The organism is Streptococcus oralis, from assembly GCF_001075675.1.
Taxonomy (GTDB): Bacteria; Bacillota; Bacilli; order Lactobacillales; family Streptococcaceae; genus Streptococcus; species Streptococcus oralis_V.
Window position 1 is genome coordinate 1 of the sequence record NZ_JUNW01000020.1, and the last position, 21,190, is coordinate 21,190.

At 41.9% G+C, this 21,190-nt stretch carries 27 protein-coding genes and 3 pseudogenes; 23 read left to right on the plus strand and 7 right to left on the minus strand.

Annotated features, from left to right (window positions below):
- From ADM50_RS02940 to ADM50_RS02950, 3 genes and pseudogenes are all read left to right on the plus strand, one after another.
- A pseudogene (locus ADM50_RS02940) lies at window positions 1-268 on the plus strand (tagatose-bisphosphate aldolase); the annotation flags it as partial.
- Between the two features lie 147 nt (window positions 269-415).
- Window positions 416-1,453, plus strand: a complete 1,038-nt coding sequence (locus ADM50_RS02945; RefSeq protein ID WP_049484481.1) for an aldose epimerase family protein — start codon at window positions 416-418, stop codon at window positions 1,451-1,453.
- Between the two features lie 136 nt (window positions 1,454-1,589).
- The gene (locus ADM50_RS02950; RefSeq protein WP_193390678.1) at window positions 1,590-2,609 is read left to right on the plus strand and encodes an IS30 family transposase; all 1,020 of its coding nucleotides are present in this window, start codon (window positions 1,590-1,592) and stop codon (window positions 2,607-2,609) included.
- 60 nt (window positions 2,610-2,669) lie between these two features.
- Here the strand turns inward: ADM50_RS02950 and ADM50_RS02955 are convergent, their stop codons facing one another.
- Genes ADM50_RS02955 through ADM50_RS02970 form a run of 4 tightly spaced genes read right to left on the minus strand, consistent with a single transcriptional unit; the run spans window position 2,670 to window position 3,829 of the window.
- Window positions 2,670-2,858, minus strand: a complete 189-nt coding sequence (locus ADM50_RS02955; RefSeq protein WP_000795749.1) for a hypothetical protein — start codon at window positions 2,856-2,858, stop codon at window positions 2,670-2,672.
- 2 nt (window positions 2,859-2,860) lie between these two features.
- On the minus strand, window positions 2,861-3,070 hold the full coding sequence (locus ADM50_RS02960; protein ID WP_000516405.1) for a helix-turn-helix transcriptional regulator: 210 nt from the start codon (window positions 3,068-3,070) through the stop codon (window positions 2,861-2,863).
- Between the two features lie 2 nt (window positions 3,071-3,072).
- Window positions 3,073-3,642, minus strand: a complete 570-nt coding sequence (locus tag ADM50_RS02965) for a hypothetical protein (RefSeq protein WP_000680531.1) — start codon at window positions 3,640-3,642, stop codon at window positions 3,073-3,075.
- A gap of 1 nt (window position 3,643) precedes the next feature.
- Window positions 3,644-3,829, minus strand: coding sequence for a hypothetical protein (locus ADM50_RS02970; RefSeq protein ID WP_000477157.1), 186 nt, complete (start codon window positions 3,827-3,829; stop codon window positions 3,644-3,646).
- 179 nt (window positions 3,830-4,008) lie between these two features.
- On the opposite strand from ADM50_RS02970, the pseudogene ADM50_RS09350 reads away from it, so the two are divergent.
- The 8 genes and pseudogenes from ADM50_RS09350 to ADM50_RS03005 all read left to right on the plus strand — a co-directional run.
- Window positions 4,009-4,233: pseudogene (locus ADM50_RS09350) on the plus strand (transposase); the annotation flags it as partial.
- Window positions 4,234-4,446: 213 nt separating this feature from the next.
- Window positions 4,447-5,301 (plus strand): VOC family protein, encoded by an 855-nt coding sequence (locus ADM50_RS02975; protein WP_049484483.1) that lies wholly within the window; start codon window positions 4,447-4,449, stop codon window positions 5,299-5,301.
- 289 nt (window positions 5,302-5,590) lie between these two features.
- Window positions 5,591-6,163, plus strand: coding sequence for a UbiA prenyltransferase family protein (locus ADM50_RS02980; protein ID WP_049484484.1), 573 nt, complete (start codon window positions 5,591-5,593; stop codon window positions 6,161-6,163).
- Window position 6,164: 1 nt separating this feature from the next.
- On the plus strand, window positions 6,165-6,830 hold the full coding sequence (locus ADM50_RS02985) for a hypothetical protein (protein ID WP_049484485.1): 666 nt from the start codon (window positions 6,165-6,167) through the stop codon (window positions 6,828-6,830).
- 16 nt (window positions 6,831-6,846) lie between these two features.
- On the plus strand, window positions 6,847-7,518 hold the full coding sequence (locus tag ADM50_RS02990) for a hypothetical protein (RefSeq protein ID WP_049484486.1): 672 nt from the start codon (window positions 6,847-6,849) through the stop codon (window positions 7,516-7,518).
- A 69-nt stretch (window positions 7,519-7,587) separates the two neighbouring features.
- Window positions 7,588-8,130, plus strand: coding sequence for a DUF3592 domain-containing protein (locus ADM50_RS02995; protein ID WP_049484487.1), 543 nt, complete (start codon window positions 7,588-7,590; stop codon window positions 8,128-8,130).
- A 196-nt stretch (window positions 8,131-8,326) separates the two neighbouring features.
- Entirely contained in the window at window positions 8,327-8,584 is a 258-nt protein-coding gene (locus tag ADM50_RS03000; protein WP_049484505.1) for a metal-sensitive transcriptional regulator, read from the plus strand.
- Between the two features lie 42 nt (window positions 8,585-8,626).
- On the plus strand, window positions 8,627-9,115 hold the full coding sequence (locus tag ADM50_RS03005; protein WP_049484488.1) for a prolyl-tRNA synthetase associated domain-containing protein: 489 nt from the start codon (window positions 8,627-8,629) through the stop codon (window positions 9,113-9,115).
- 40 nt (window positions 9,116-9,155) lie between these two features.
- On the opposite strand, the gene ADM50_RS03010 is transcribed toward ADM50_RS03005, so the two are convergent.
- From ADM50_RS03010 to ADM50_RS03020, 3 genes are read right to left on the minus strand one after another with little or no spacing between them, the layout of a single operon-like run.
- Window positions 9,156-9,452 (minus strand): rhodanese-like domain-containing protein, encoded by a 297-nt coding sequence (locus ADM50_RS03010; protein WP_049484489.1) that lies wholly within the window; start codon window positions 9,450-9,452, stop codon window positions 9,156-9,158.
- The gene (locus ADM50_RS03015; protein WP_049484490.1) at window positions 9,442-11,097 is read right to left on the minus strand and encodes an FAD-dependent oxidoreductase; all 1,656 of its coding nucleotides are present in this window, start codon (window positions 11,095-11,097) and stop codon (window positions 9,442-9,444) included. Before ADM50_RS03015 ends, ADM50_RS03010 begins: the two co-directional genes overlap by 11 nt.
- Before the next feature lie 20 nt (window positions 11,098-11,117).
- A complete protein-coding gene (locus ADM50_RS03020; RefSeq protein WP_049484491.1) occupies window positions 11,118-11,426 on the minus strand; it encodes a rhodanese-like domain-containing protein in 309 nt (102 codons plus the stop codon).
- Between the two features lie 504 nt (window positions 11,427-11,930).
- On the opposite strand from ADM50_RS03020, the gene ADM50_RS03025 reads away from it, so the two are divergent.
- The 12 genes and pseudogenes from ADM50_RS03025 (at window position 11,931) to ADM50_RS03080 (ending at window position 21,186) form a co-directional block, all read left to right on the plus strand.
- The gene (locus ADM50_RS03025; protein WP_049484492.1) at window positions 11,931-12,695 is read left to right on the plus strand and encodes a nucleoside phosphorylase; all 765 of its coding nucleotides are present in this window, start codon (window positions 11,931-11,933) and stop codon (window positions 12,693-12,695) included.
- 33 nt (window positions 12,696-12,728) lie between these two features.
- On the plus strand, window positions 12,729-14,108 hold the full coding sequence (locus ADM50_RS03030; protein WP_049484493.1) for a TrkH family potassium uptake protein: 1,380 nt from the start codon (window positions 12,729-12,731) through the stop codon (window positions 14,106-14,108).
- A 13-nt stretch (window positions 14,109-14,121) separates the two neighbouring features.
- Complete coding sequence (locus ADM50_RS03035; protein ID WP_049484494.1) at window positions 14,122-14,787, plus strand: potassium channel family protein; 666 nt, start codon at window positions 14,122-14,124, stop codon at window positions 14,785-14,787.
- A 154-nt stretch (window positions 14,788-14,941) separates the two neighbouring features.
- The gene (locus tag ADM50_RS03040) at window positions 14,942-16,582 is read left to right on the plus strand and encodes an SSURE domain-containing protein (RefSeq protein ID WP_049484495.1); all 1,641 of its coding nucleotides are present in this window, start codon (window positions 14,942-14,944) and stop codon (window positions 16,580-16,582) included.
- A gap of 80 nt (window positions 16,583-16,662) precedes the next feature.
- Entirely contained in the window at window positions 16,663-17,361 is a 699-nt protein-coding gene (locus tag ADM50_RS03045) for a response regulator transcription factor (protein ID WP_049484496.1), read from the plus strand.
- The gene (locus ADM50_RS03050) at window positions 17,358-18,392 is read left to right on the plus strand and encodes a sensor histidine kinase (protein ID WP_049484497.1); all 1,035 of its coding nucleotides are present in this window, start codon (window positions 17,358-17,360) and stop codon (window positions 18,390-18,392) included. Before ADM50_RS03045 ends, ADM50_RS03050 begins: the two co-directional genes overlap by 4 nt.
- A 200-nt stretch (window positions 18,393-18,592) precedes the next feature.
- Window positions 18,593-19,204, plus strand: a complete 612-nt coding sequence (rpsD, locus tag ADM50_RS03055) for a 30S ribosomal protein S4 (protein ID WP_000092756.1) — start codon at window positions 18,593-18,595, stop codon at window positions 19,202-19,204.
- A gap of 618 nt (window positions 19,205-19,822) precedes the next feature.
- The gene (locus ADM50_RS03060; RefSeq protein ID WP_049484498.1) at window positions 19,823-20,005 is read left to right on the plus strand and encodes a hypothetical protein; all 183 of its coding nucleotides are present in this window, start codon (window positions 19,823-19,825) and stop codon (window positions 20,003-20,005) included.
- A gap of 74 nt (window positions 20,006-20,079) precedes the next feature.
- The gene (locus ADM50_RS03065; RefSeq protein WP_049484499.1) at window positions 20,080-20,295 is read left to right on the plus strand and encodes a hypothetical protein; all 216 of its coding nucleotides are present in this window, start codon (window positions 20,080-20,082) and stop codon (window positions 20,293-20,295) included.
- A 72-nt stretch (window positions 20,296-20,367) separates the two neighbouring features.
- A complete protein-coding gene (locus ADM50_RS03070) occupies window positions 20,368-20,595 on the plus strand; it encodes a hypothetical protein (protein ID WP_049484506.1) in 228 nt (75 codons plus the stop codon).
- A gap of 112 nt (window positions 20,596-20,707) precedes the next feature.
- Window positions 20,708-20,994: pseudogene (locus tag ADM50_RS03075) on the plus strand (hypothetical protein).
- Window positions 20,995-21,186, plus strand: a complete 192-nt coding sequence (locus tag ADM50_RS03080) for a hypothetical protein (protein WP_000177340.1) — start codon at window positions 20,995-20,997, stop codon at window positions 21,184-21,186.
- Window positions 21,187-21,190: the final 4 nt, after the last annotated feature.

Here is a 21,190-nt window from a genome sequence, read left to right on the forward strand (position 1 = left end):
AACAAATCTTCCATACATCTACTTGAGTGCAGGTGTATCAGCTAAACTCTTCCAAGAAACACTTGTCTTTGCCCACGAATCAGGCGCAAACTTCAACGGCGTTCTTTGTGGACGTGCAACATGGGCTGGATCAGTTGAAGCTTACATCAAAGATGGTGAAGCAGCAGCTCGTGAGTGGTTGCGTACAACTGGATTTGAGAACATTGACGAACTCAACAAAGTTCTCAAAACTACAGCAACTTCATGGAAAGAACGTGTAGAAGCATAAAAACAAGAATATAAGAATCCCTTTTTGTTAAGAAGATACTTAAGGTTTTCTGACAAAGGATTCTGAAAATAGAAACTACAACCATAGATGGTGCATACACTCTCTATGGTTTGTTTACTTAAGAGAAATGGATCAAAGGAGAGAAGAATGAAAGCATACACAGAGCGTGTATTTGGAAATCATGAGGGCAAGGATGTCTTGGCCTATCGCTTTGAGACTGATGGTGGTTACCAGCTTGAAGTTATGACTTATGGTGCGACCATCTTGCGCTATGTCACACCTGACAAGGCTGGAAACTTTGCCAATGTGATCTTGGGCTTTGATGATTTTGCTAGCTATGTAGGTAATAGTCCCAAGCATGGAGCAAGTGTAGGTCCTGTAGCAGGCCGTATTGCAGGTGCAACATTTGAGCTCAATGGCAAGACCTATGACCTTGAAGTCAACAATGCCAGCAACTGTAACCACAGTGGTTCAACAGGTTGGGATTCCAGCTTGTTTGAATTGGTCGAGGTGAGCGACCATGGCTTGACTCTCTACACCGAGCGTACAGACGGGACAGGAGGATTCCCTGGTAATCTCAAGATTTGGATTAGCTACTACTTGGAAGAAACGGGTGCCTACGAAGTCAGCTATAAGGTGACGACAGATCAGGATACGCTTGTCAATCCAACTAACCACAGCTACTTCAACTTGTCTGGTGATTTCACGCAGACAGTTGACCGCCATGTCTTCCAGCTAAATACGGAGGGCATTTACCCAATCGCTCCAGACGGTGTTCCGGCTAAGACTCCAGATGCTACTCGTGATGTGGTTAAACACATCTACAATGGAGCTTTGCTGAAGGACATCTTTGCAGAGGAAGATGAGCAAATCCAGCTGGTATCTGGTTTGGATCACCCATTTGCCCTTCCTGCCGGTCATGACAATGCTGGTTTCCTTTATGACCAAAACTCAGGTCGTTTCCTGCTGTTCAAGACAGAGGCCCCTTGCTTTGTGGTCTACACAGCAAACTTTGTGGATGAGAGTGTCATCATCGGAGGCCAGCCAATGGTACAGCACAATGGGATTGCCCTTGAAGCGCAAGCTTTACCAGATGCTATTCACAGTGACCTTAAAGACCAAGTCATTCTCAAAGCAGGTCAAACCTTTACCAGCAAAACTCGTTACGAGCTTGTTGTCAAATAAAAAGAGAGTCTTGGAAAAAAGATTTTAATTTTAGGACTTCTTTATTATAAGCCCTGTTGTAAAATGAAGTGCAACAAAAAAGACATCTTCATCTGATATACTAGAGTTGCGAAAAACAGTATAAAGGAAGATGAACATGTCCACTAATTATTCTACCACAAATCAATCATACAAGCACTTATCTGAAGCTGAGCGAGGGGAAATTGAAGCTTATTTAAGCGTAGGACTCAAACCTGCTGAGATTGCTCGTGGACTAGGGAGAAATCGTTCTACTATTTCTCGTGAAATTAATCGTGGTTCCATAACACAAGTGAAAAAAATAAATGGGCATAAGTTCTATTACCAACACTATTATGCAGATGCTGCCCATAACCGTTATCGTCATGCTAGAAAAGCCAGCTATTATCTGAAACTGGATCGTGTATCGGACGACTTTCTGACAAAATTTACAGAAGCAATGAGAGAGAAACCAAGGGTGCATAGCGTGGATACCTTTGTTCATACCTATAGACTCCAACATATAGATGCGGTTGTTCCTTCAACCAAGACGCTCTATAACTATATCCATCAAGGTTTATTAGAGATTAAGGTTATTGATTTACCAAGAGCAGTGCGAATCCGTAAGAAATTTACCAAGCGCCCCTCTACCAAGAAACTCCTAGGAAAGTCAATTGAAGAAAGACCAGAAGAAATCAATAATCGTTCCCGTTTTGGAGATTGGGAAATCGATTCTGTTCTGGGTGGAAAGACAGTAGGAGAACCTTCTATTCTGACCTTGGTAGAACGACAAACACGCTATGCTGTCACAAAGAAACTCGTGGAAAAGAAAGCAGAGTATGTCAATCAAGCAGTCTTAGAGTGTATAAAACTTTATCCCATTAAGTCCATAACTGCAGATAATGGAAACGAATTTTCATCATTGAGTAAGATAGAGGGATTAGATGTTTATTTTGCACATGCCTATTCATCTTATGAACGAGGTACAAATGAGAATTTCAATGGACTACTAAGAGAGTTCATTCCAAAGGGATCCTCACTAAAAGAACTAAAGCCGACACTTTTAGAGGACTATACAAAGGCTATCAATGAAAGACCTAGACGAATCCATGGCTATCAGTCCGCAAAAAAGCTGTTTGAGTTAGCTCAAACAGCTTGAAAGATCCTCATTTAATCAGAGGAACAACTTTGTTGTACTTGACTTGACAATTAGGGTCGCTTATAATTTCTCAACATCCTTCACAAAACTTCTATGAACAGTACCACAATTTTGACAAATTTCATGATAGAGGGCAATACCTCCTGAAACGAATTTAGCCTCTTCACTGACTAATCCTGCATAACCTTTCAGTTGTTTTTTTACGACAAATTGGTTAGCACCGCAGTGGGTACAAATTTGATTTTTCATGACTAGACCTCTTCATTTAAGCGGAAAATATCTTCAACGGACATGCCAAAGACACGTGCGATTTTAAGCGCCATTTCAAGTGAAGGGTTATATCGATTATTCTCCAAGTGGAGAATAGTTTCCCGTCGTACACCAATCTTATCCGCCAATTCTTGCTGGGTCATGCGGGCGTCTTCTCGGATGGCTTTTAAGTTTGTTAGAATTTTTCCCATATCTACCCCCTCTTTTCAAATATGAGGAAAAACAGGTCAAAAAACACAATCATGGATGCAGTAAAAATCAAAACCATGCCTGTTCTTAGGGTGAAGGGAAGGAAAAATGTTACTATGCTCAACACTATCAGAGATAGAACTATCAGTACCAGGGTTGTGCAGGCTGCCTTTGCCAAGTTCATATAGAAACGCTCGTCTGCTTGTTCATCAACTTTTTTTAATGCAAAATAGAGAAAGCAAAGAATGAGGACAAACAAGCCAGAACCTAGAAAAAGGTGTTTCAGCCAGATAGGACTAGTAGCTGGTGTGATTATCCAGATACCTTTAGTGTAAATGGCCATAGCGGTAAATAAGGTCATACCATATAACTTCTCTGTCAGTCCAAAATACTTTTCCTCGTCTTCTTGAGATTGTGCCTTGGAAACAAGCCAGAAAATAAGTCCTTGCATGGTAATCGTGACTAGAAAAACAGTGTGTTTTATCCAGGGGGAATTACTTGGCGGGGTTAATAGCCACAGTAGTAGCATAACAGGTAACCAAGTCCAAATTAACCATTTTTTGATGTGTTTCATCTTATTCTTCTTTCCTGTCTTTAAAGTAGAAGGCAGAAAATCCAATGGCACTACCGATAATTGGTGTAAGGCTAATCAATATTTTAGCCAAAAGACTGAGGTTTGTAGCTAGAAAAACGTAGCTAATAATGAAAAGATTAGTCATCAGTGTCGAAATGATGAGCCCTATTTTTTGTGATTTAAACATGATGTGTTCCTCCTTTGTTAGAAATAGTTCACATTGAACAGTAAAATTTTTAGGCTTGTGCCTAATGGCAGATTTTCTTGTAAGAAAGGATTGGTGACCGTAGCATTTGTTATAAATATCTCACCTCTACGTTATAATTATATCACATTAAAAAAGAGAATACAAGTATTAAATCAAAAGATATTTTCTTTGCGGATCCAGGATGTCCTGGTCAACGAGGTCTCAATGAACATTCTAATGGCTTATTAAGACGAAATGGATTACCGAAACAAATGGATTTTACGAATATTTCTCAAAATTATTTATCAGCTATAGCTGATAAAAGAAATAGAATTCCTAGGAAATCATTGAATTATCAATCACCCTACCAAGTTTTTCTGAGTTACTTGAAAAGTCTAACTTAATTTGACAATTTAGCAATTTTTAAAATCGATAGATTAGACAAAAAAGCGAACAAGACAGAATTCTGAGTGTCAGATAACTTGTTTTGTTCGCTTTTTATATTTAAGGTTAGACTTTTGTTCCAGACTCTTTGAGTTGCCTTCGTTGACATTTTATCTTAATAGTGTATAATTGATGTAATTAACAAAGTTACAACAAGCAAAAGGAGACACCCTATGACTTATGCATACCAAAGCCACATTTACCTAGCAGAGGCGGTTTTAAATGTCAAGGATTTGACGAGTCAAACGGCTTTTTATCACCAGATTATTGGCTTAGAGATTTTATCTCAAACAGAGACAGAAGCGATTTTGGGACTTGGCAGAAAAGCCTTGGTCCACTTGATTGCGACTGAAAAAGCTGGGGAAGTAAGGGAGCATTATGGGCTCTACCATCTGGCGATTTTGTTGCCAACAAGAAAAGCTTTGGCAGATGTCTTGAAACACCTAAGTGACTTGCGGATTCCTCTGGTTGGGGGTGCAGATCATGGATACAGTGAGGCTATTTATCTAGAGGATTTGGAAGGAAATGGCATTGAACTCTACCGTGATAAGCCAGTGTCTTCATGGGATATTCGAGAAGATGGTCGCATTATCGGTGTGACTGAAGCCCTTGCAGCACAGGACATCTATGAGTTAGGGGAAAAGGTAGATCCCTTTATCCTAGCTGAAGGTACGAGAATGGGGCATATCCATCTATCGGTGAAGGATAGCCACGCGGCGAGTCAGTTTTATCAAAAGGTGTTGGGGCTAGAGGATAAATTTAGTATTCCGAGTGCTAGTTGGATAGCAGCAGGTCAGTACCATCACCACCTGGCTGTCAACGAATGGGCTGGAAAAGGTCTAGCTCCGCGTGAGCAAGGCTTGCCAGGCTTGGCCTACTACGTCCTTGAGGTCGAAAGCAAGGAGGAACTCTTAGCCATCGTTCAGCAAGCACAGGAGCTAGAAGCTCCGATCAAGTGGTTACATTCGAGTGAAGTGGATCTTGTAGACCCATACGGGATTGTGACCCGCATTCGCTTGTCACGATGAGACTAGGAAAACACATCATATACATAGAAAAAGGCGGACAAGCTCGCATACTATTTTTGGAATGCGGATTTGTTCGCTTTTTATGGGATGACGAAGCCTTTTTTGACTCTAGCCAATGTATCTATCGGGGATATTTCCCCTTTTCTGGGGGTTCATGCTATAATACTAATAAACTTTTCTTTCTCTAGGAAGACAAACGACGAAAATCGGCTAGAATGCTCGCAATCGTTGTCACGATGCTTTTAAGAGAAAGTAGGACTCTGTTTTGAGTTTAGGAAATGGTAATAAGATGGACACAAGTGTAAAAAATTTAATCAGTATGGGCCCTCTGGAGGATTCTTTTATCTATTATGATCTGAAGAATCAAGTATTCTACGGTGTAAAACAAGGCATGAATTATTCAGCCATTGCAGCCCCTATTGCAATCTATTCCTTCCAACGGCTGTCAAAGTTGCTCAACCAAACCTTTGGAGATGTCTCATCCCCTTTTAATCTAATCTTCTTTATCTTGATGTCTCTGTTTTTGATTTTCGGGACCATTCTCCTTGCCAAATCTGCTCGACGTAACATGAAGACAGATAGATTTAGAAAAGTCCGGCTGACAAAAGCCAATATCAAAACACTTAGGAGAAAATCTAGATGGACCGTCCTAGTTGAGATTTTTTGTTTCCTTATGATACTATTTTCCATCTATCGCTATTTTATCCATTCTGATTTTCAGTTCTTGATTATGTATATGTTAGGGATTTTTTCTCTTGTTTATATTGTCTATGAATTTCAGATGAAAACACGCAAACGACTGTTCAAAGAGCTGATAGAGACATTACAGGACGATAGCCGAGGAAAAGAGGGAGAAATGTAAGATGAGAAAAATCATTTATATAGGCCAAGGATGCCAGCAATCCGTCTACTATAACACAAAGACGAGAGAGGCTTTAGCGACAGAATCTAGCGCCTCGTCAGAAACCGACGGTGCCATCAGTTCAAAGAAATCCAAGTGGCCTTGGGTTGTCTTCTTTGCTTTCTTGTTAGTTACTATTATCGGTATTTGGATTCGTTCCTTGATAGCGCCCTTTAAATTGAGTGAATGGATGGTTCCAATCCATCTAGCCGCAATCCTTTTCGTTTTTATCGGAAGTGTTTATGGATTTGAAAAACTGTTCTACAGTGGGGCTAAGTCGCTTGTCCCAGCAAGTGAAGAGCAGTTTAAAGAAGCAGTTGAAAGTAGTAAATTTTGGAAAAAATCTCCGGATAAGGAACCAACAGTCGATAAAATCATCTTGTATCTATTTGTTATCCTCGTTCTTCTATTTGTTTTTGTTATTGTTGTGTTCTTTGCCATACCTGGGACCTTCATTCCCTACTATGAACATGAATGGTTTGAGCCGTCCATGTTCATGGTACCCATCGGAGCAACAATCGTCCCAATTAGCGTGGTTCTTCTACTATTCCAAAACAATCCAATCCGCTGGCTTTTAGCTGTGCGAAGATACAAGCAGGGAAAAGTAATATTTGGGGAAGAGAAATAGAAAAGAGGAGATAATGATGTCACAAGAAAGATATTTGCAAATCAAAAAAGAGTATCGAGTTCGTCAGTTTTTGGTGATTTTTCTATTTATTCTTCTCGCTATACTCGATATTCTACTGGTATCGAGCCGTTCCAGATATGTTCCGCTTTTAACTACGGCTATGGCAACCCTTGTGCCTTTTAATCATTTTTTTCTTGTTCCTTTTTGGAGACAGAAAAAAACCATAGAAGAAGAGCACCCGGAATGGAAAGAACTCAGTACAAAGGGAGTAAAGATTCCTTCAGCAGAAGCCAATAAAAGAACCTTGGCTAGTATTGGGACTTTGATTGCCTTACTCTTGTCTTTCGGACTAACCTATAAACCTGCAAAACAGTCGAACGTAAAGGTGAATCAAGTAGACAAGCTGCCTAAGATTGATTTTAAAGCGCCTGAAAAGTCTAGGTCTTCGGAGTCTGAGTCATCCAGCTCCTCTGAGATGAAAGAATCCAGTTCCTCAGAGTCGAAAGCCTCGTCTTCGACTGAACAAGGTTCTAAAACCGAAAGTTCAGAAACACGGCCGTCAAAAAGCGAGTCCAATAATTCTTATTACCAGATTCCAGGACTTACTGACGAACAGGTGAGAGATATCGTATCGAAATCTGTGAAAGATATGAAAGAACAAGAGTCAAAAGAAAAATCCGAAGAGTAGATTCGATGTCGATTCTGGACGAGTTCCTTCTTTGAGATTTCACTCTATAGAATAACTGGAGGAGTTCATATGACTAAAGAAATGATTGGTTTGATAGTTGGGACAGTCGTCACTCTTCTATCTTTTGTGTTTGTATGCGGCACCTTTCTCTACCTCTATCTTCGAGATCGGAAGATGGTCCGCCTTGCCCAGTCATCTGTACAGGGAACGGTTGTCGGCTATAGTCGTTTTCGTGAGGGTTATCCACCTATCGTCGAATACACGGTAGATGGGCTTACTTATAAGAAAACCTTGCAGTATTTTATGATCAAAACGGTCACGACTCCGTGGGGCCCTACTAAGGTTTCAAATGATTATACAAGAGAAGAAATGCTAGCGCCTTCCATCACTCGCTACAGCAACTCTTTTGTTTCCTTTGATAGTTTGATGCAGACCCATTTCCCCCTTTATTCGGAGCTAACGGTCTGGTATGATCCAGACAAGCCGACCAGGGCCTATGTCGAACGTTACAGCGGGATGGACAAGTTTTACAAGTGGTTCGGTATCGGATTTGGACTGGCCCTAGTTCTGGTCTATGGGATAGTAATCCTAGCCTTTTTGTCAATAATATAAGGCATAACTAATCGGATACTTGATTTCCCGATCGTGCTTCGAGGAGAACAGCCTTTGTTCTCCTTTTTCTTGTTTAGCAGACTTTTCTATCCAATACAAAGAAAAGGTGGCCTCCTACCAAGACAGATAAAATGAGAATTTTGACAAAGAAGCTTATTCGAGATATAATGAAGAAAAAGTGACCAAGGATAAATCAATGACAAACTCAAAGTATATCACACGCCTGAAACGTTCAGAGGGCCAGTTGCGTGGGATTCAAAAGATGATCGATGAAGATCGTGACTGCGCAGATATCATTACCCAGTTGACAGCAGTGCGCTCCAGTGTTGAGCGCGTGATTGAGATGATGATTACTGAAAATCTCACTGCTTGCATCAACCAACCGCTAGACGACCCTGAGGCTCAAAAGGAACGCTTGGAAAAGGCTGTTCAGTACCTAATCAAACGAAAATAACCCACTTTTGGGGGCTATCAAGTTGATAAAGGAGGCTAGAAGATGGAAGCATGCGAAAAAGTTGTAGAGGTGCTAAATGGACTAGATATACCCTTTGATATCGTGGAGCACGAGCCAGCCTTATCGACGGAGCAGGCAGATAGTTTTATCGAGGGAATCGAAGGTGTCCGTACCAAGACCATGTTTCTCACAAACAAAAAGAAAACAGCCTACTATCTGCTAATCATGGATGATCAAAAGCGTCTGGATATGGACCTCTTTAAAGAACTAATAGGAGCTAATAGAATTCGGATGGCCTCGTCTGAGAGCTTGTTTGAAAAAATGAGCTTGCCCGCAGGAGTTGTTTCGCCTTTTGGCTTGCTCAATAATGCGGAAAAGGACATTCAAGTTTATTTCGACAAAGAAATCATGTCGGAAAAACGGATGAGTTTCCACCCCAATACCAACGAGAAAACCCTCTTTTTGGATACCGTAGATTTGCTTCGTTTTTTAGAAGCGATTGGTTACGAGTCCCATATCATTGAGTTATAAAAACGAAAAAACCGATTAAGAAATTTAATCGGTTTTTTGCTTATTCTACTTGACCGGGCCAAGCATTCATACCACCTTCTACATTGGTAACGGTGAGGCCTTGGGCGCTGAGAAATTGACAGGCAGAGGCGGAACGTACTCCACCTTGACAGATGACATGGTATTCATGGCCAGGTTTGAGTTCTTTGTAGCCTTGCTCCAAGGTACTTAACGGAAGATTTTTGGCACCTGGTGCATGTCCTGCTTGAAATTCATGTACTTCACGGACATCGATAAGATCTAGATTTTCATGTTGATATTTTTCATAAAAGTCAGCCATGCTGATATTAGTTGCCATATCCTACTCCTTCTGGGTTCGCCATTTTGTATAGTGAATAAGCGCCGTCAAGGTTTTGGACGGTAAATCCTGCTTGCTTGAGGATACGCTCTGCGATATAGCTGCGTAAACCACTGTGGCAGCTAACGATGTAGGCTTGGTTTTTGTCTAGTTCATCCAAGCGTTCCCGTAGTTCGTTTAGGGGGATGTGAATGGTGTCGACTTTGAGTCGACCACTTTGGAATTCGCCACTGGTCCGTACGTCAAGGAATTTCTTTCCTTTGGCCAGTTCGTCTTCGAGCTGGTACCATTGAACATTGTCGCTGAGACCTTCGATAAGGTTCAAGGCTGCGTAGCCCAGCATATTGACGGGATCCTTGGCAGAGCCAAATGGTGGCGCATAGGTGAACTCCAGTTCTGGTAAGTCAAAGACGGTGAGATTTCCCTTTATAGCAGTTGCTAGGATATCGATTCGTTTGTCAACACCTTTCTTCCCAACTCCTTGGGCACCATAGATTTTTCCAGTGGTTGGTTCAAAGAGGAGCTTCAAGGTCATATCAGTAGCGCCTGGATAATAACCAGCGTGGTCTTTACCACTGACATGAAGTGCCTTGTAAGGAAGTTGATTCATGCGAAGGATGCGTTCGCTGAGACCAGTCGAAGCGGCTGTCATATCAAAGGCACGAACGATAGCAGTGCCGATGCTGCCCTTGTTTGTACGACCGAGTCCTGCGATGACGTCCGCCACTTGGCGTCCCTGACGATTGGCAGGAGAAGCGAGAGAGATGAGAGCGTCTTGGCCCGTAATCTCTTGCTTGACGACGATGGCATCCCCAACTGCAAAAATATCTTTTTGACTGGTTTCATAATGTTCATCGACCAGAATCCCACCACGAAGTCCCAGTTCAATTCCCGCAGTTTTAGCCAGTCCGTTTTCAGGCTCAACACCGACAGAAAGGATGGTGAGGTTAGAAGTGATCTTTTGCCCGTTTTCGAGAACGATGATTTTTCCTTGGTCTTCAAATCGAGTCGCAGACTGAGAAGTGATAACGCGCACACCGTTTGCCAGCAATTCTGCTTGGATAAAGGCTGCCATTTCTTGATCTAATGGTGGCAAGACATGGGGTGCTTTCTCAACGATGGTAACTTGCAATCCACGTTTCGCAAGGTTTTCAGCCATTTCAAGCCCGATAAAGCCTGCACCGATAACGACAGCTTCTTTTGGATGATTATCCAAGGCTGCCATAATCTCATCGAGATCGGGAACATTGCGGAGCGTGTAGGCATTCTTAGCTTCTGCCAAGCCTTCAATGGTAGGAACAAATGGTTTAGCTCCTGGGGAGAGGATCAACTTGTCGTAGCTTTCTGTGAATTCCTGTCCATCGTGTCGGACCGTCACAGTGTGTTCTTCTGGCGAAATCTGGATGACCTCGTGAAATGGTCGCACGTCAAGATTAAATCGTGCTTTGAGACTTTCAGGAGTTTGGACCAATAAACTATCACGGTTTGCAATTTCTCCTGAAACATAGTAAGGAAGTCCGCAGTTTGCAAAGGAAACAAAGGGACCTTTTTCAAAAATAATGATCTCAGCGTCTTCCATGAGGCGTCTGAGACGGGTTGCTGCTGACATACCGCCTGCAACTCCCCCGACAATGATAATTTTCATTGATTTTCTCCTTTATGCTTCTAGATGACCTTACCTGTCCAAGCGCTCATACCGCCTCGGACATTGATGACATCGTAGCCTTTTTTCTTTAGCTTCTTCGCAGCTAGTTTGCTTCGTACACCAGAATGACAAATGACATAGAGTGTTTCTTTTGTCGCTGGTGTATAAGATCCGATTTCGGATAGAGGGACATTCTTGGCATTTTTGATATGACCTCTACGGAATTCCATAGGCGTCCGAACATCCAGTAGCTGAATCGGTTCTTTGAGTTTAGCTTCTAACTCGCTGGTCGAAATACTGTCAATTTTTGTAAATAATAAGTGAAACATAGGCACCTCCAAATATACCCTTATGGGGTATATTAAACCATGAAGTCAAGCTTTTGTCAAGTAAGTTGTTTTGAGTTGGGATGGGGAATGGTTTCGAGAGTATAGAAAGAAGTTCTAGACCGGCTTATTCTTGACCTTTCAAAGTCTTTTTGATATGATGGCCTCAAACTAAGTGTGAGGTATCAAGGAAATCCCAGTTAAAGAAAAGTAAAAGAGACCGGTTTTGTCGAGCTCACTGAGGGAATTCTTTTCAGTAAATAGTTAGCTGACACTAAAGATTAATATTGTCCAATAGTAATTAAAAAACGAATAAATGATAAGTGGTTTCCTGTAACTAAATATCATCATTCGTTTTTATAGTAGTATTTTTAGGTTTTAAAGTTTTTCACTAGACTTGTTTTAATTGGCATCTTATTTGTAGGTTGGGGAAGAGTATTTGATTGCCAACTCCTTGACACTTCGTCAGCTTTTGATACAATAGTACAAAATCACAGGAGGTGGGCGATGATTCAGAAGCATGCGATTCCCATTTTAGAGTTTGATGATAACCCCCAAGCGGTCCTTATGCCAACACATGAGGGGTTAGACTTAAAGTTGCCAAAGAAGTGTATCTATGCATTTTTGGAGGAGGAGATTGACCGCTATGCTCAGGAAGTAGGGGCGGACTGTGTTGGTGAGTTCGTTTCTGCCACCAAAACTTATCCAGTATATGTCATCAACTACAAGGACGAGGAGATTTGTCTGGCCCAAGCGCCCGTGGGTTCTGCCCCAGCGGCCCAGTTTATGGATTGGTTGATTGGCTATGGTGTGGAGCAAATCATTTCCACTGGAACCTGTGGTGTCCTAGCCGATATAGAGGAAAATGCCTTTCTCGTCCCTGTTCGCGCTCTGCGAGATGAGGGGACCAGCTACCACTATGCAGCGCCTTCTCGTTATATGGAGATGCAGATTGAGGCTGTCTCTGCTATTGAGCAAGTCTTGGAACAAAGAGGCATTCCTTACGAGAAAGTTATGACCTGGACGACAGATGGTTTTTACCGAGAGACGGCTGAAAAAGTTGCCTATCGCAAGGAAGAAGGCTGTGCAGTTGTTGAGATGGAGTGCTCGGCTCTTGCGGCAGTTGCCCAACTACGTGGTGTTGTCTGGGGGGAATTGCTCTTTACCGCAGATTCCTTGGCAGATCTAGATAACTACGACAGTCGTGACTGGGGCTCTGAAGCTTTTGATAAGGCACTCGAAATCTGTCTAGCCATTGTGCACCACATGTGAGTGCTCTTGCTGTTTTTATGGTAGAATGTAGCTATGTTATTCAAATCTTTTTTGGAAAAAATCAGGACGACACTGGGACGTTTATCGCCAGCCCGTCGCATCTTTTTAAGTTTTGCCCTAGTAATCTTCTTGGGCTCGCTTCTTTTAAGCCTCCCCTTTGTGCAAGCAGGAACGTCACAAGCGACCTACTTTGACCATCTCTTTACGACTGTGTCCATGGTCTGTGTGACAGGGCTCTTTACCCAGCCGGTGGCCTCTACTTACAATATCTGGGGCCAGTTGATCTGTATGATTTTGATCCAGATCGGTGGTTTGGGGCTTATGACCTTTATCGGAATCTTTTATATCCAAGGCAAGCAAAAGCTCAGTCTTCGTGGCCGGGAGACCATTCAAGAAAGTTTCAGTTATGGAGAAACCCAGTCTCTAAAGGATTTCATCCGCTCGATCTTTCTGACGACTTTTTTGGTGGAAGGGATTGGTGCCTTTCTCCTGAGTTTCCGCTTCATTCCTGAATTTGGATGGGGACGAGGGGTGTTAACTTCTATCTTTTTGGCTGTTTCAGCCTTCTGTAATGCTGGATTTGATAATTTTGGAAGTACAAGTTTGGTAGCTTTTCAAACGGACCCCTTGATCAATCTAGTGATTGCAGGATTGATTATCACGGGTGGTCTAGGATTTATGGTCTGGTTTGACCTAGCGACCCAGATTGGGAAAAAGAAAAAACGCCGTCTGCGTTTCCATACCAAGTTGGTTCTCTTTTTAACGGCGGGAATTCTGCTCTTTGGAACCGTATCGACTTTGTGCATCGAGTGGAACAATCCTGGAACGATCGGAAATCTCAGCGCTCCAGAGAAACTGCTGGTTAGCTTTTTCCAGACCGTCAGCATGAGAACGGCAGGCTTTGCTTCCATTGACTACACCCAGGCTAGACCAGTTACCTTACTGATCTACATTTTGCAGATGTTTCTGGGCGGGGCACCAGGAGGGACAGCAGGGGGGCTCAAGATTACGACCTTCTTTGTCTTGTTGGTCTTTGCTCGTAGCGAACTATTGGGCTTGCCTCATGCCAATGTGGCTCGGAGGACCATTGAACCCCGAACTGTGCAAAAGTCTTTCAGTGTCTTTATTATCTTCTTGCTAACTTTCTTGCTGGGCTTGATTCTACTAGGGATAACAGCAGAGGGAAATCCGCGCTTCATCTACCTCATGTTTGAGACCATTTCAGCCCTTGCGACAGTTGGAGTGACGGCAAATTTAACACCGGAGCTAGGCAAGATAGCCCTCAGCATCGTTATGCTGCTGATGTTTATCGGCCGTATTGGTCCCTTGACACTACTGGTCAGTGTAGCGGAATACCAGCCAGACAAGAAAGACACGATTCACTATATGAAAGCAGATATCACCATTGGATAAGAAAGGAAGAATGATGTCAGATCGGACAATTGGAATTTTAGGCTTGGGAATATTTGGGAGCAGTGTTTTGGAAGCTCTAGCCAAGCATGACATGAATATCATTGCTATTGATGACCACGAGGAGCGCATTAATCAATTTGAACCTGTGCTGGCGCGTGGGGTAGTTGGAGATATCACGGATGAAGAACTCCTTCTATCAGCGGGGATTGACACCTGTGATACCGTAGTTGTCGCAACGGGTGAAAATCTGGAGTCCAGTGTTCTCGCGGTTATGCACTGCAAGAGTTTAGGAGTGCCGACTGTTATTGCCAAGGTCAAAAGCCATACAGCTAAAAAGGTGTTGGAAAAAATTGGTGCGGACGCAGTCATCTCACCAGAGTTTGAAATGGGGCGCTCATTGGCACAGACCATCCTCTTTCATAACAGCGTAGACGTCTTTCAGCTGGATAAGAATGTATCGATTGTCGAGATGAAAATCCCTCAATCGTGGGTAGGTAAAAGCCTCAGTCAGCTAGATTTACGTGGGCGATACAACCTCAACGTACTTGGCTTTCGTGCCTACGAAAATGCTCCTCTGGATGTCCAATTCGGACCCAATGACCTCTTGAAGGCAGATGCCTACATCATGGCCGTCATTAATAACCAACATTTGGACACCCTAGCTGAACTGAGTGAGTAGGAGAGGAAGGGTACTCTCTTTCCAACAATTAACGAGTCAATATAAGTATTTTATAAGAGGGATTTAAGAAAAATTTTAACTTTTTCTTAATCCTTTTTAATTTTAGGAGATTATACTAGAGTCATCAAAAAAAGAAAACTCTAAGGAGAATCCTATGAAATTCAATCCAAATCAGAGATATACTCGTTGGTCTATTCGCCGTCTCAGTGTCGGTGTTGCTTCAGTTGTTGTGGCTAGTGGCTTCTTTGTCCTAGTCGGTCAACCAAGTTCTGCACGTGCTGATGTCGTCAATCCGACCCCTGCCCAAGTCGCGCCAGACGCAACTTCGGTGAGTGAAAAGAGCGACTTACCAGCAGAGGTTCTCAAAAAAGCAGTCGATGTAGCTCTTCCTTCAGAACAAGCAGACTCAGCACCTAAAGCAAGTGTGGATACGACAAGCCCTTCAGAAAAAACGGACGCAACTGCTAAAGAGCCGGCAGTAGCGCCAAAAGAAGAAGTACAAGCACAACCTGACTCTAAGAAACAAACAGAAGATGCAGTTAGACCTGCGGAAAGTCCTGCGTCTACAGTTTCTGGACAAGACCGTGAAACTAGTGAAGCGCAACCAGCGACCACCCCAGCTGAAGTGCAAAAAGGTGTGGCTGACAACACCAAAGACACAGTAGATGTCCCAGCCACTTACTTGGACAAGGCTAACTTCCCAGGACCGTTCACAGCTGGTGTCAACCAAGTCATTCCATACGAATTCTTCGCTGGAGACGGCATGTTAACTCGCCTTATCTTGAAAGCATCTGATAAGGCTCCATGGTCAGACAATGGTTCAGCTAAAAATCCAGCTCTCCCACCAGTAGAGAAATTGGGCAAAGGCCTTTACTTCTACGAAGTAGACTTGGCTGGCACCCAAGGCAAATCAGAGAAAGAGCTGCTTGACCTCTTAAAACAAAACGGCACGCAAAGCTATAAAGCTACTATCAAGGTGTACGGTGCGAAAGATGGCAAACCTGACTTAACTAATCTGGTAGCGACTAAAAATTTGGATGTCAACTTGAATGGTTTGACCACACCAAATCAGGTCAAAGAGTCTGTTGTTAACAATGTCAAAGACATGATTGATGTTCCAGCTAGCTACCTTGAAAGAGCAAATGTTCCGGGTCCATTCTTGGCCGGTGTCAACCAAGTTATTCCATACGAAGCTTTTGGTGGAGATGGTATGTTGACTCGCCTCTTGTTAAAAGCCTCAGACAAAGCCCCATGGTCAGACAATGGAACAGCTAAAAATCCTGCCCTATTGCCACTTGAAGGCTTGGCTAAAGGTCAATATTTCTACGAAGTGGATTTGAATGGCAATACGGTTGGCAAAGATGGTCAGGCCTTGCTGGATCAACTTCGAGCTAACGGAACACATACATACCTAGCTACTGTTAAAGTCTATGGCTCTAAAGATGGCAAACCTGATTTGACCAATCTGATTGCTACTCGTCAAGTAACGATTCAGCTTCGTGGAAAAGAAATGGCGACAATACCATCTCAACAAGGTCAGATGAATACGAAGCCTTCTGAAACAGCCTCTACAGGTACGACTGAGGGTATGATGGGTACAAATCACCATATGTCAGATATGAAAGTAGATCAACCAGCTTCTAGCCCAATGGCTAATATGATGAAAAAAGATGATAAAGCGATGCTACCAAATACTGGGGAAGCTAAAACGGCTACAGCTGGCCTTGGTATCTTTGGTCTAGCCTTGGCAGGTCTTATTGGACTTTTAGGTTTGACAACTAAACGAGAAGATTAAGATTCAAATCACTTAAACATTAGAGAAAATAGTGTTATACTAAAGCAAGTATAACACTGTTTTTATCGAAGGAGTGTCAGATGAAAAAGACAATTTTGCTGGTTGATGATGAGATAGATATTTTAGATATTCAAAACCGCTATCTTATACAGGCAGGTTACGATGTTTTGGTCGCCCATGATGGTAAGGAGGGATTAGAGCTTTTCAGAAGAAAATCTATCGACCTCATTATCACAGATATCATGATGCCCAATATGGACGGTTATGATTTTATCAGTGAAGTTCAGTATATCGCTCCGGATCAACCCTTCCTCTTTACAACTGCTAAGACAAGCGAACAGGATAAGATTTATGGATTAAGTTTGGGGGCAGATGATTTTATAGTCAAACCCTTTAGCCCACGCGAATTGGTTTTAAGAGTGAATAATATCTTGCGTCGCCTTAGCCGTGGAGAAGAGACAGAACAGATCGAGTTTGGTGACTTGGTAATCAACCATGTGACTCATGAAGTTCGCATTGGGGAGCAACCTTTGGAATTGACAGTAAAATCCTTTGAACTTCTATGGATATTGGCCAGCAATCCTGAGAGAGTCTTTTCAAAGACGGAACTTTATGAGAAGGTATGGCAAGAGGACTATGTGGATGATACCAATACACTCAATGTTCATATCCATGCTTTGAGGCAAGAGTTGACCAAGTATACAAATTCAAATGCTCCCGCTATCAAAACTGTCTGGGGTTTGGGCTATAAGATGGAAAGACCAAGAGGTAGAAAATGAAATTAAAAAACTATATTTTAGTGGGGTATCTAGTGTCGACTCTACTAACGATTTTGGTCGTTTTCTGGGCAGTCCAACGAATGTTGATCGAGAAAAGCGAAGTTTACTTTCTAGTTGGAATGACCTTGATTGCTAGTTTCATTGGCGCTGCAGTGAGCATCTTTCTCTTGTCGCCTGTTTTCTCTTCTCTGAAACATTTGAAAAAACAAGCTCAGGATATAGCAAGCAAGGATTTCAGCACAGAAATCGAAACCAAAGGCCCATTAGAATTTCAAGAGCTGGGCCAGGCTTTTAATGACATGTCCCACAATTTGCAGGCTACCTTTCAATCACTTGATGAGAGCGAGCAAGAAAAGAGAATGATGATTGCGCAGCTCTCTCACGATATTAAAACTCCCATTACCTCCATTCAGGTTACTGTGGAGGGAATTCTAGATGGAGTGATTAAGGAAGAGGAACGGCTCCACTACTTAACCACGATTGGTCGGCAAACCGAGCGTCTAAACAAGCTAGTGGAGGAATTGGATGTTTTGACTCTTAACACACAACCTCAAGAAACTGCTGATGAAGAAGTCGAAGAGGTCTTTTTAGATCAGTTGTTGATTGAGTCAATGAGTGAATTTCAACTCCAGATTGAACAAGAGGAGCGGGATGTTTACATTCAAGTATCACCTGAGTCAGCGAAAATCAAGAGCCATTCTGACAAACTTTCTCGCATTCTGGTCAATTTGTTAAACAATGCCTTTAAATATTCAGAACCAGGAACCAGAATCGAGGTTCTTGCCCAATTAACAGAACAAGAGCTGACAATCAGTGTGAAAGACGAGGGTCAGGGGATCCTTCCTGAAGATTTGGAAAAGATCTTTAAACGACTTTATCGTGTAGAAACTTCGCGCAATATGAAGACGGGTGGGCATGGCTTAGGTCTTGCGATTGCACGCGAACTAGCCCATCAGCTTGGTGGCGAAATCACAGCAGAAAGTCAGTATGGCTTAGGAAGCAAGTTTACATTCAGCCTCAATTTGAAATAAAGCGTAAAATCCCTTTACAAATCTAGTTTTTCATGGTACAATAGCCTTTGTGTGAAATAGCAGCAGGAAAGCATGAAGCTCGTCAACAGGTGTCTTATGACAAGTAACCTTGGCTGTTTAGGCGAAGGGCATCTGCACGAATCAGGGCTTTCTAAGTGACTATTTCCGCCAAATATTATTTATATCAGGAGGACATTCACATGTCACGTTATACAGGACCATCTTGGAAACAAGCTCGTCGCCTTGGCCTTTCACTTACAGGTACAGGTAAAGAATTGGCACGTCGTAACTACGTACCAGGACAACACGGACCAAACAACCGTTCTAAATTGTCAGAATACGGTTTGCAATTGGCTGAAAAACAAAAACTTCGTTTCACTTACGGTGTAGGTGAAAAACAATTCCGTAACTTGTTCGTACAAGCTACAAAAATCAAAGGCGGAATCCTAGGTTTCAACTTCATGCTTCTTTTGGAACGTCGTTTGGATAATGTTGTTTACCGTCTTGGCCTTGCGACTACTCGTCGTCAAGCTCGTCAATTCGTAAACCACGGTCACATCCTTGTTGATGGAAAACGCGTTGATATCCCATCATACCGCGTAACACCAGGTCAAGTGATCTCAGTTCGTGAAAAATCATTGAAAGTTCCAGCAATCCTTGAAGCTGTTGAAGCAACTCTTGGACGTCCAGCATTCGTATCATTCGACGCTGAGAAATTGGAAGGTTCATTGACTCGCTTGCCAGAACGCGACGAAATCAACCCAGAAATCAACGAAGCACTTGTCGTTGAATTCTACAACAAAATGCTTTAATTTTAAGAAATATCTTACAGAAAGCCTACAACAGTGGGCTTTTTGCTTTGTCTTAAAACGTTGATTTCTGGGTTTGCTTAGATATTTGCTAGATTGATTTCATAGCCGTTTCAAAGAATGAGACGGCTTTTTTGGCGTTCTCTTTTGAGAGGCAAAAAAGAAGCATGACTCTCCCACAGCTATAGAGCTTTTAGGCGGGAAAACCACACTTCTTTCTTGAATTAATTTTACATCATTTTGACTTAAAAAACAAATAGAGGCGTCCCACCTCCTACCGCAGAAAGATCTGTTTCAAGGGGAGATGGAAAACCTCTATTCGTTAATTTAATTATAGCCTAAAAAACTTTTAAATACAAGGCTATTGAGATAGTAAGGGGGAAAAAAGAAGTAACCATCATTCCGACCACATAGTAGACAGGGGGGAACAAGATTACTTCCTTTATTTACTTAAGTATACAACATTTTTACAAGAAAGCAAAGTAGCAGGTTAGTCTAATGGGGTGCTTGTTGTACTTTAGCAAACAAGGTGTGTTATAATGCTTTTAACAGGAACTAAAAGCCATTAGTAAATAACTAATATTGGGTCATATTGTTCCGATGTTAGAGAGAAGGAACTCAATGAAACTATGGGAATGTGTTGATAAAAATGTTCGCCTTATTTTAAAAGATGGGACTTCCATCAAGGGCAGGGTGGTTGAATGGTTTGACGGTTATGCTTTAGATGGTCCTGACGAATTAGTTATAGGTGATTGCTCATATCCTGAAGATATTATCAAGGAAATCAAAATTGTTAGGGCTTAGTTCAACCTAGGTGATTTTATCGACTAACTATAAAAAGTATAAGAACAATCGAAAAATAGCAGAGAGGAAAATAAATGAGTAGGCAACTATGGAACTACCTACGCTCAAGAGTTCAGGTAGTCACTAATGACGGCAAGATAATCAAGGGACGTGTCATAGACTTTGTTGACGAAATGGACAATGATGAGCAAGATGAAATCACTATCCTCATTGACAATCCTAGCCCTGATGAAGCTACTGAAATTTCTCTCTTTGAGAGTGAGGTTCTCTCGATTGAAACAATCTCATAGGACTTAGAACAATCTAGGTGCTTTTACCTGCCTTATTTGAAAGAAAATACTATGGAAAAGGATTTAGTGTATATGGCGATATTAGATGATTTACAAGCCTTATATGACAATGGTTGGAACGCCTCTTTTGATTATAATGGTCAAGTATGTGGGATTTTTCCTAATTCTGTTCATGACATTAGAGTGGTGATTGGAGATAAAGAATATCAGGTATCGTCATTCATTGATCTGATTTCTTTAAAAATTGGCGATAACACTTTAATAGAAATCATGGATGGAATTGAAGTGCAGTATTATTAAAATAAAAATCACGCTTGATGAATGAATCGTACCCCAAAATTAGATTTTATTTGTTAAATTTTTGGAACGTAGTTCAATATGCTGCAACGCTCTTATTAGGAGGAGATGGGTAATGGGATATAGTCAACAAGTATTAGACATGCTCCAGCAAGCGGTTAGTTGTCAGATTGATAATTTTTGGGATTTTCCTTTACGTTTAACGCACTTTTTGGAGAAGATGAGGAATTTACTGAGGCTTGGGCTAATGAAAACTCTGAAATGTTTGACGCTCTCAATGACTTTGAGTTGATGATATTTTTAGAGGAACATGATCAAAACGACAAACAAGGTTTTATCGATTTCTTAACACCTTACTACGAAAAAGCAAAGCAATTAGCCAATATTGAAAGGAATATTTAAATGACACTCTGGAAATTTAACCGTACAGATGTAATTATCACGTTAAAAAATGGCGCGGTAGTTAGAGGATTTGTAGAAGACTATTGTGACGCCTCTGACAATGACGAGGAGATTGACTCCTTGCTGGTAGATGTTGATGGAACTCTTTATGAATATTTTGAAGATGAAATCGTCAGCATCATAGAAAGCTAGTAGT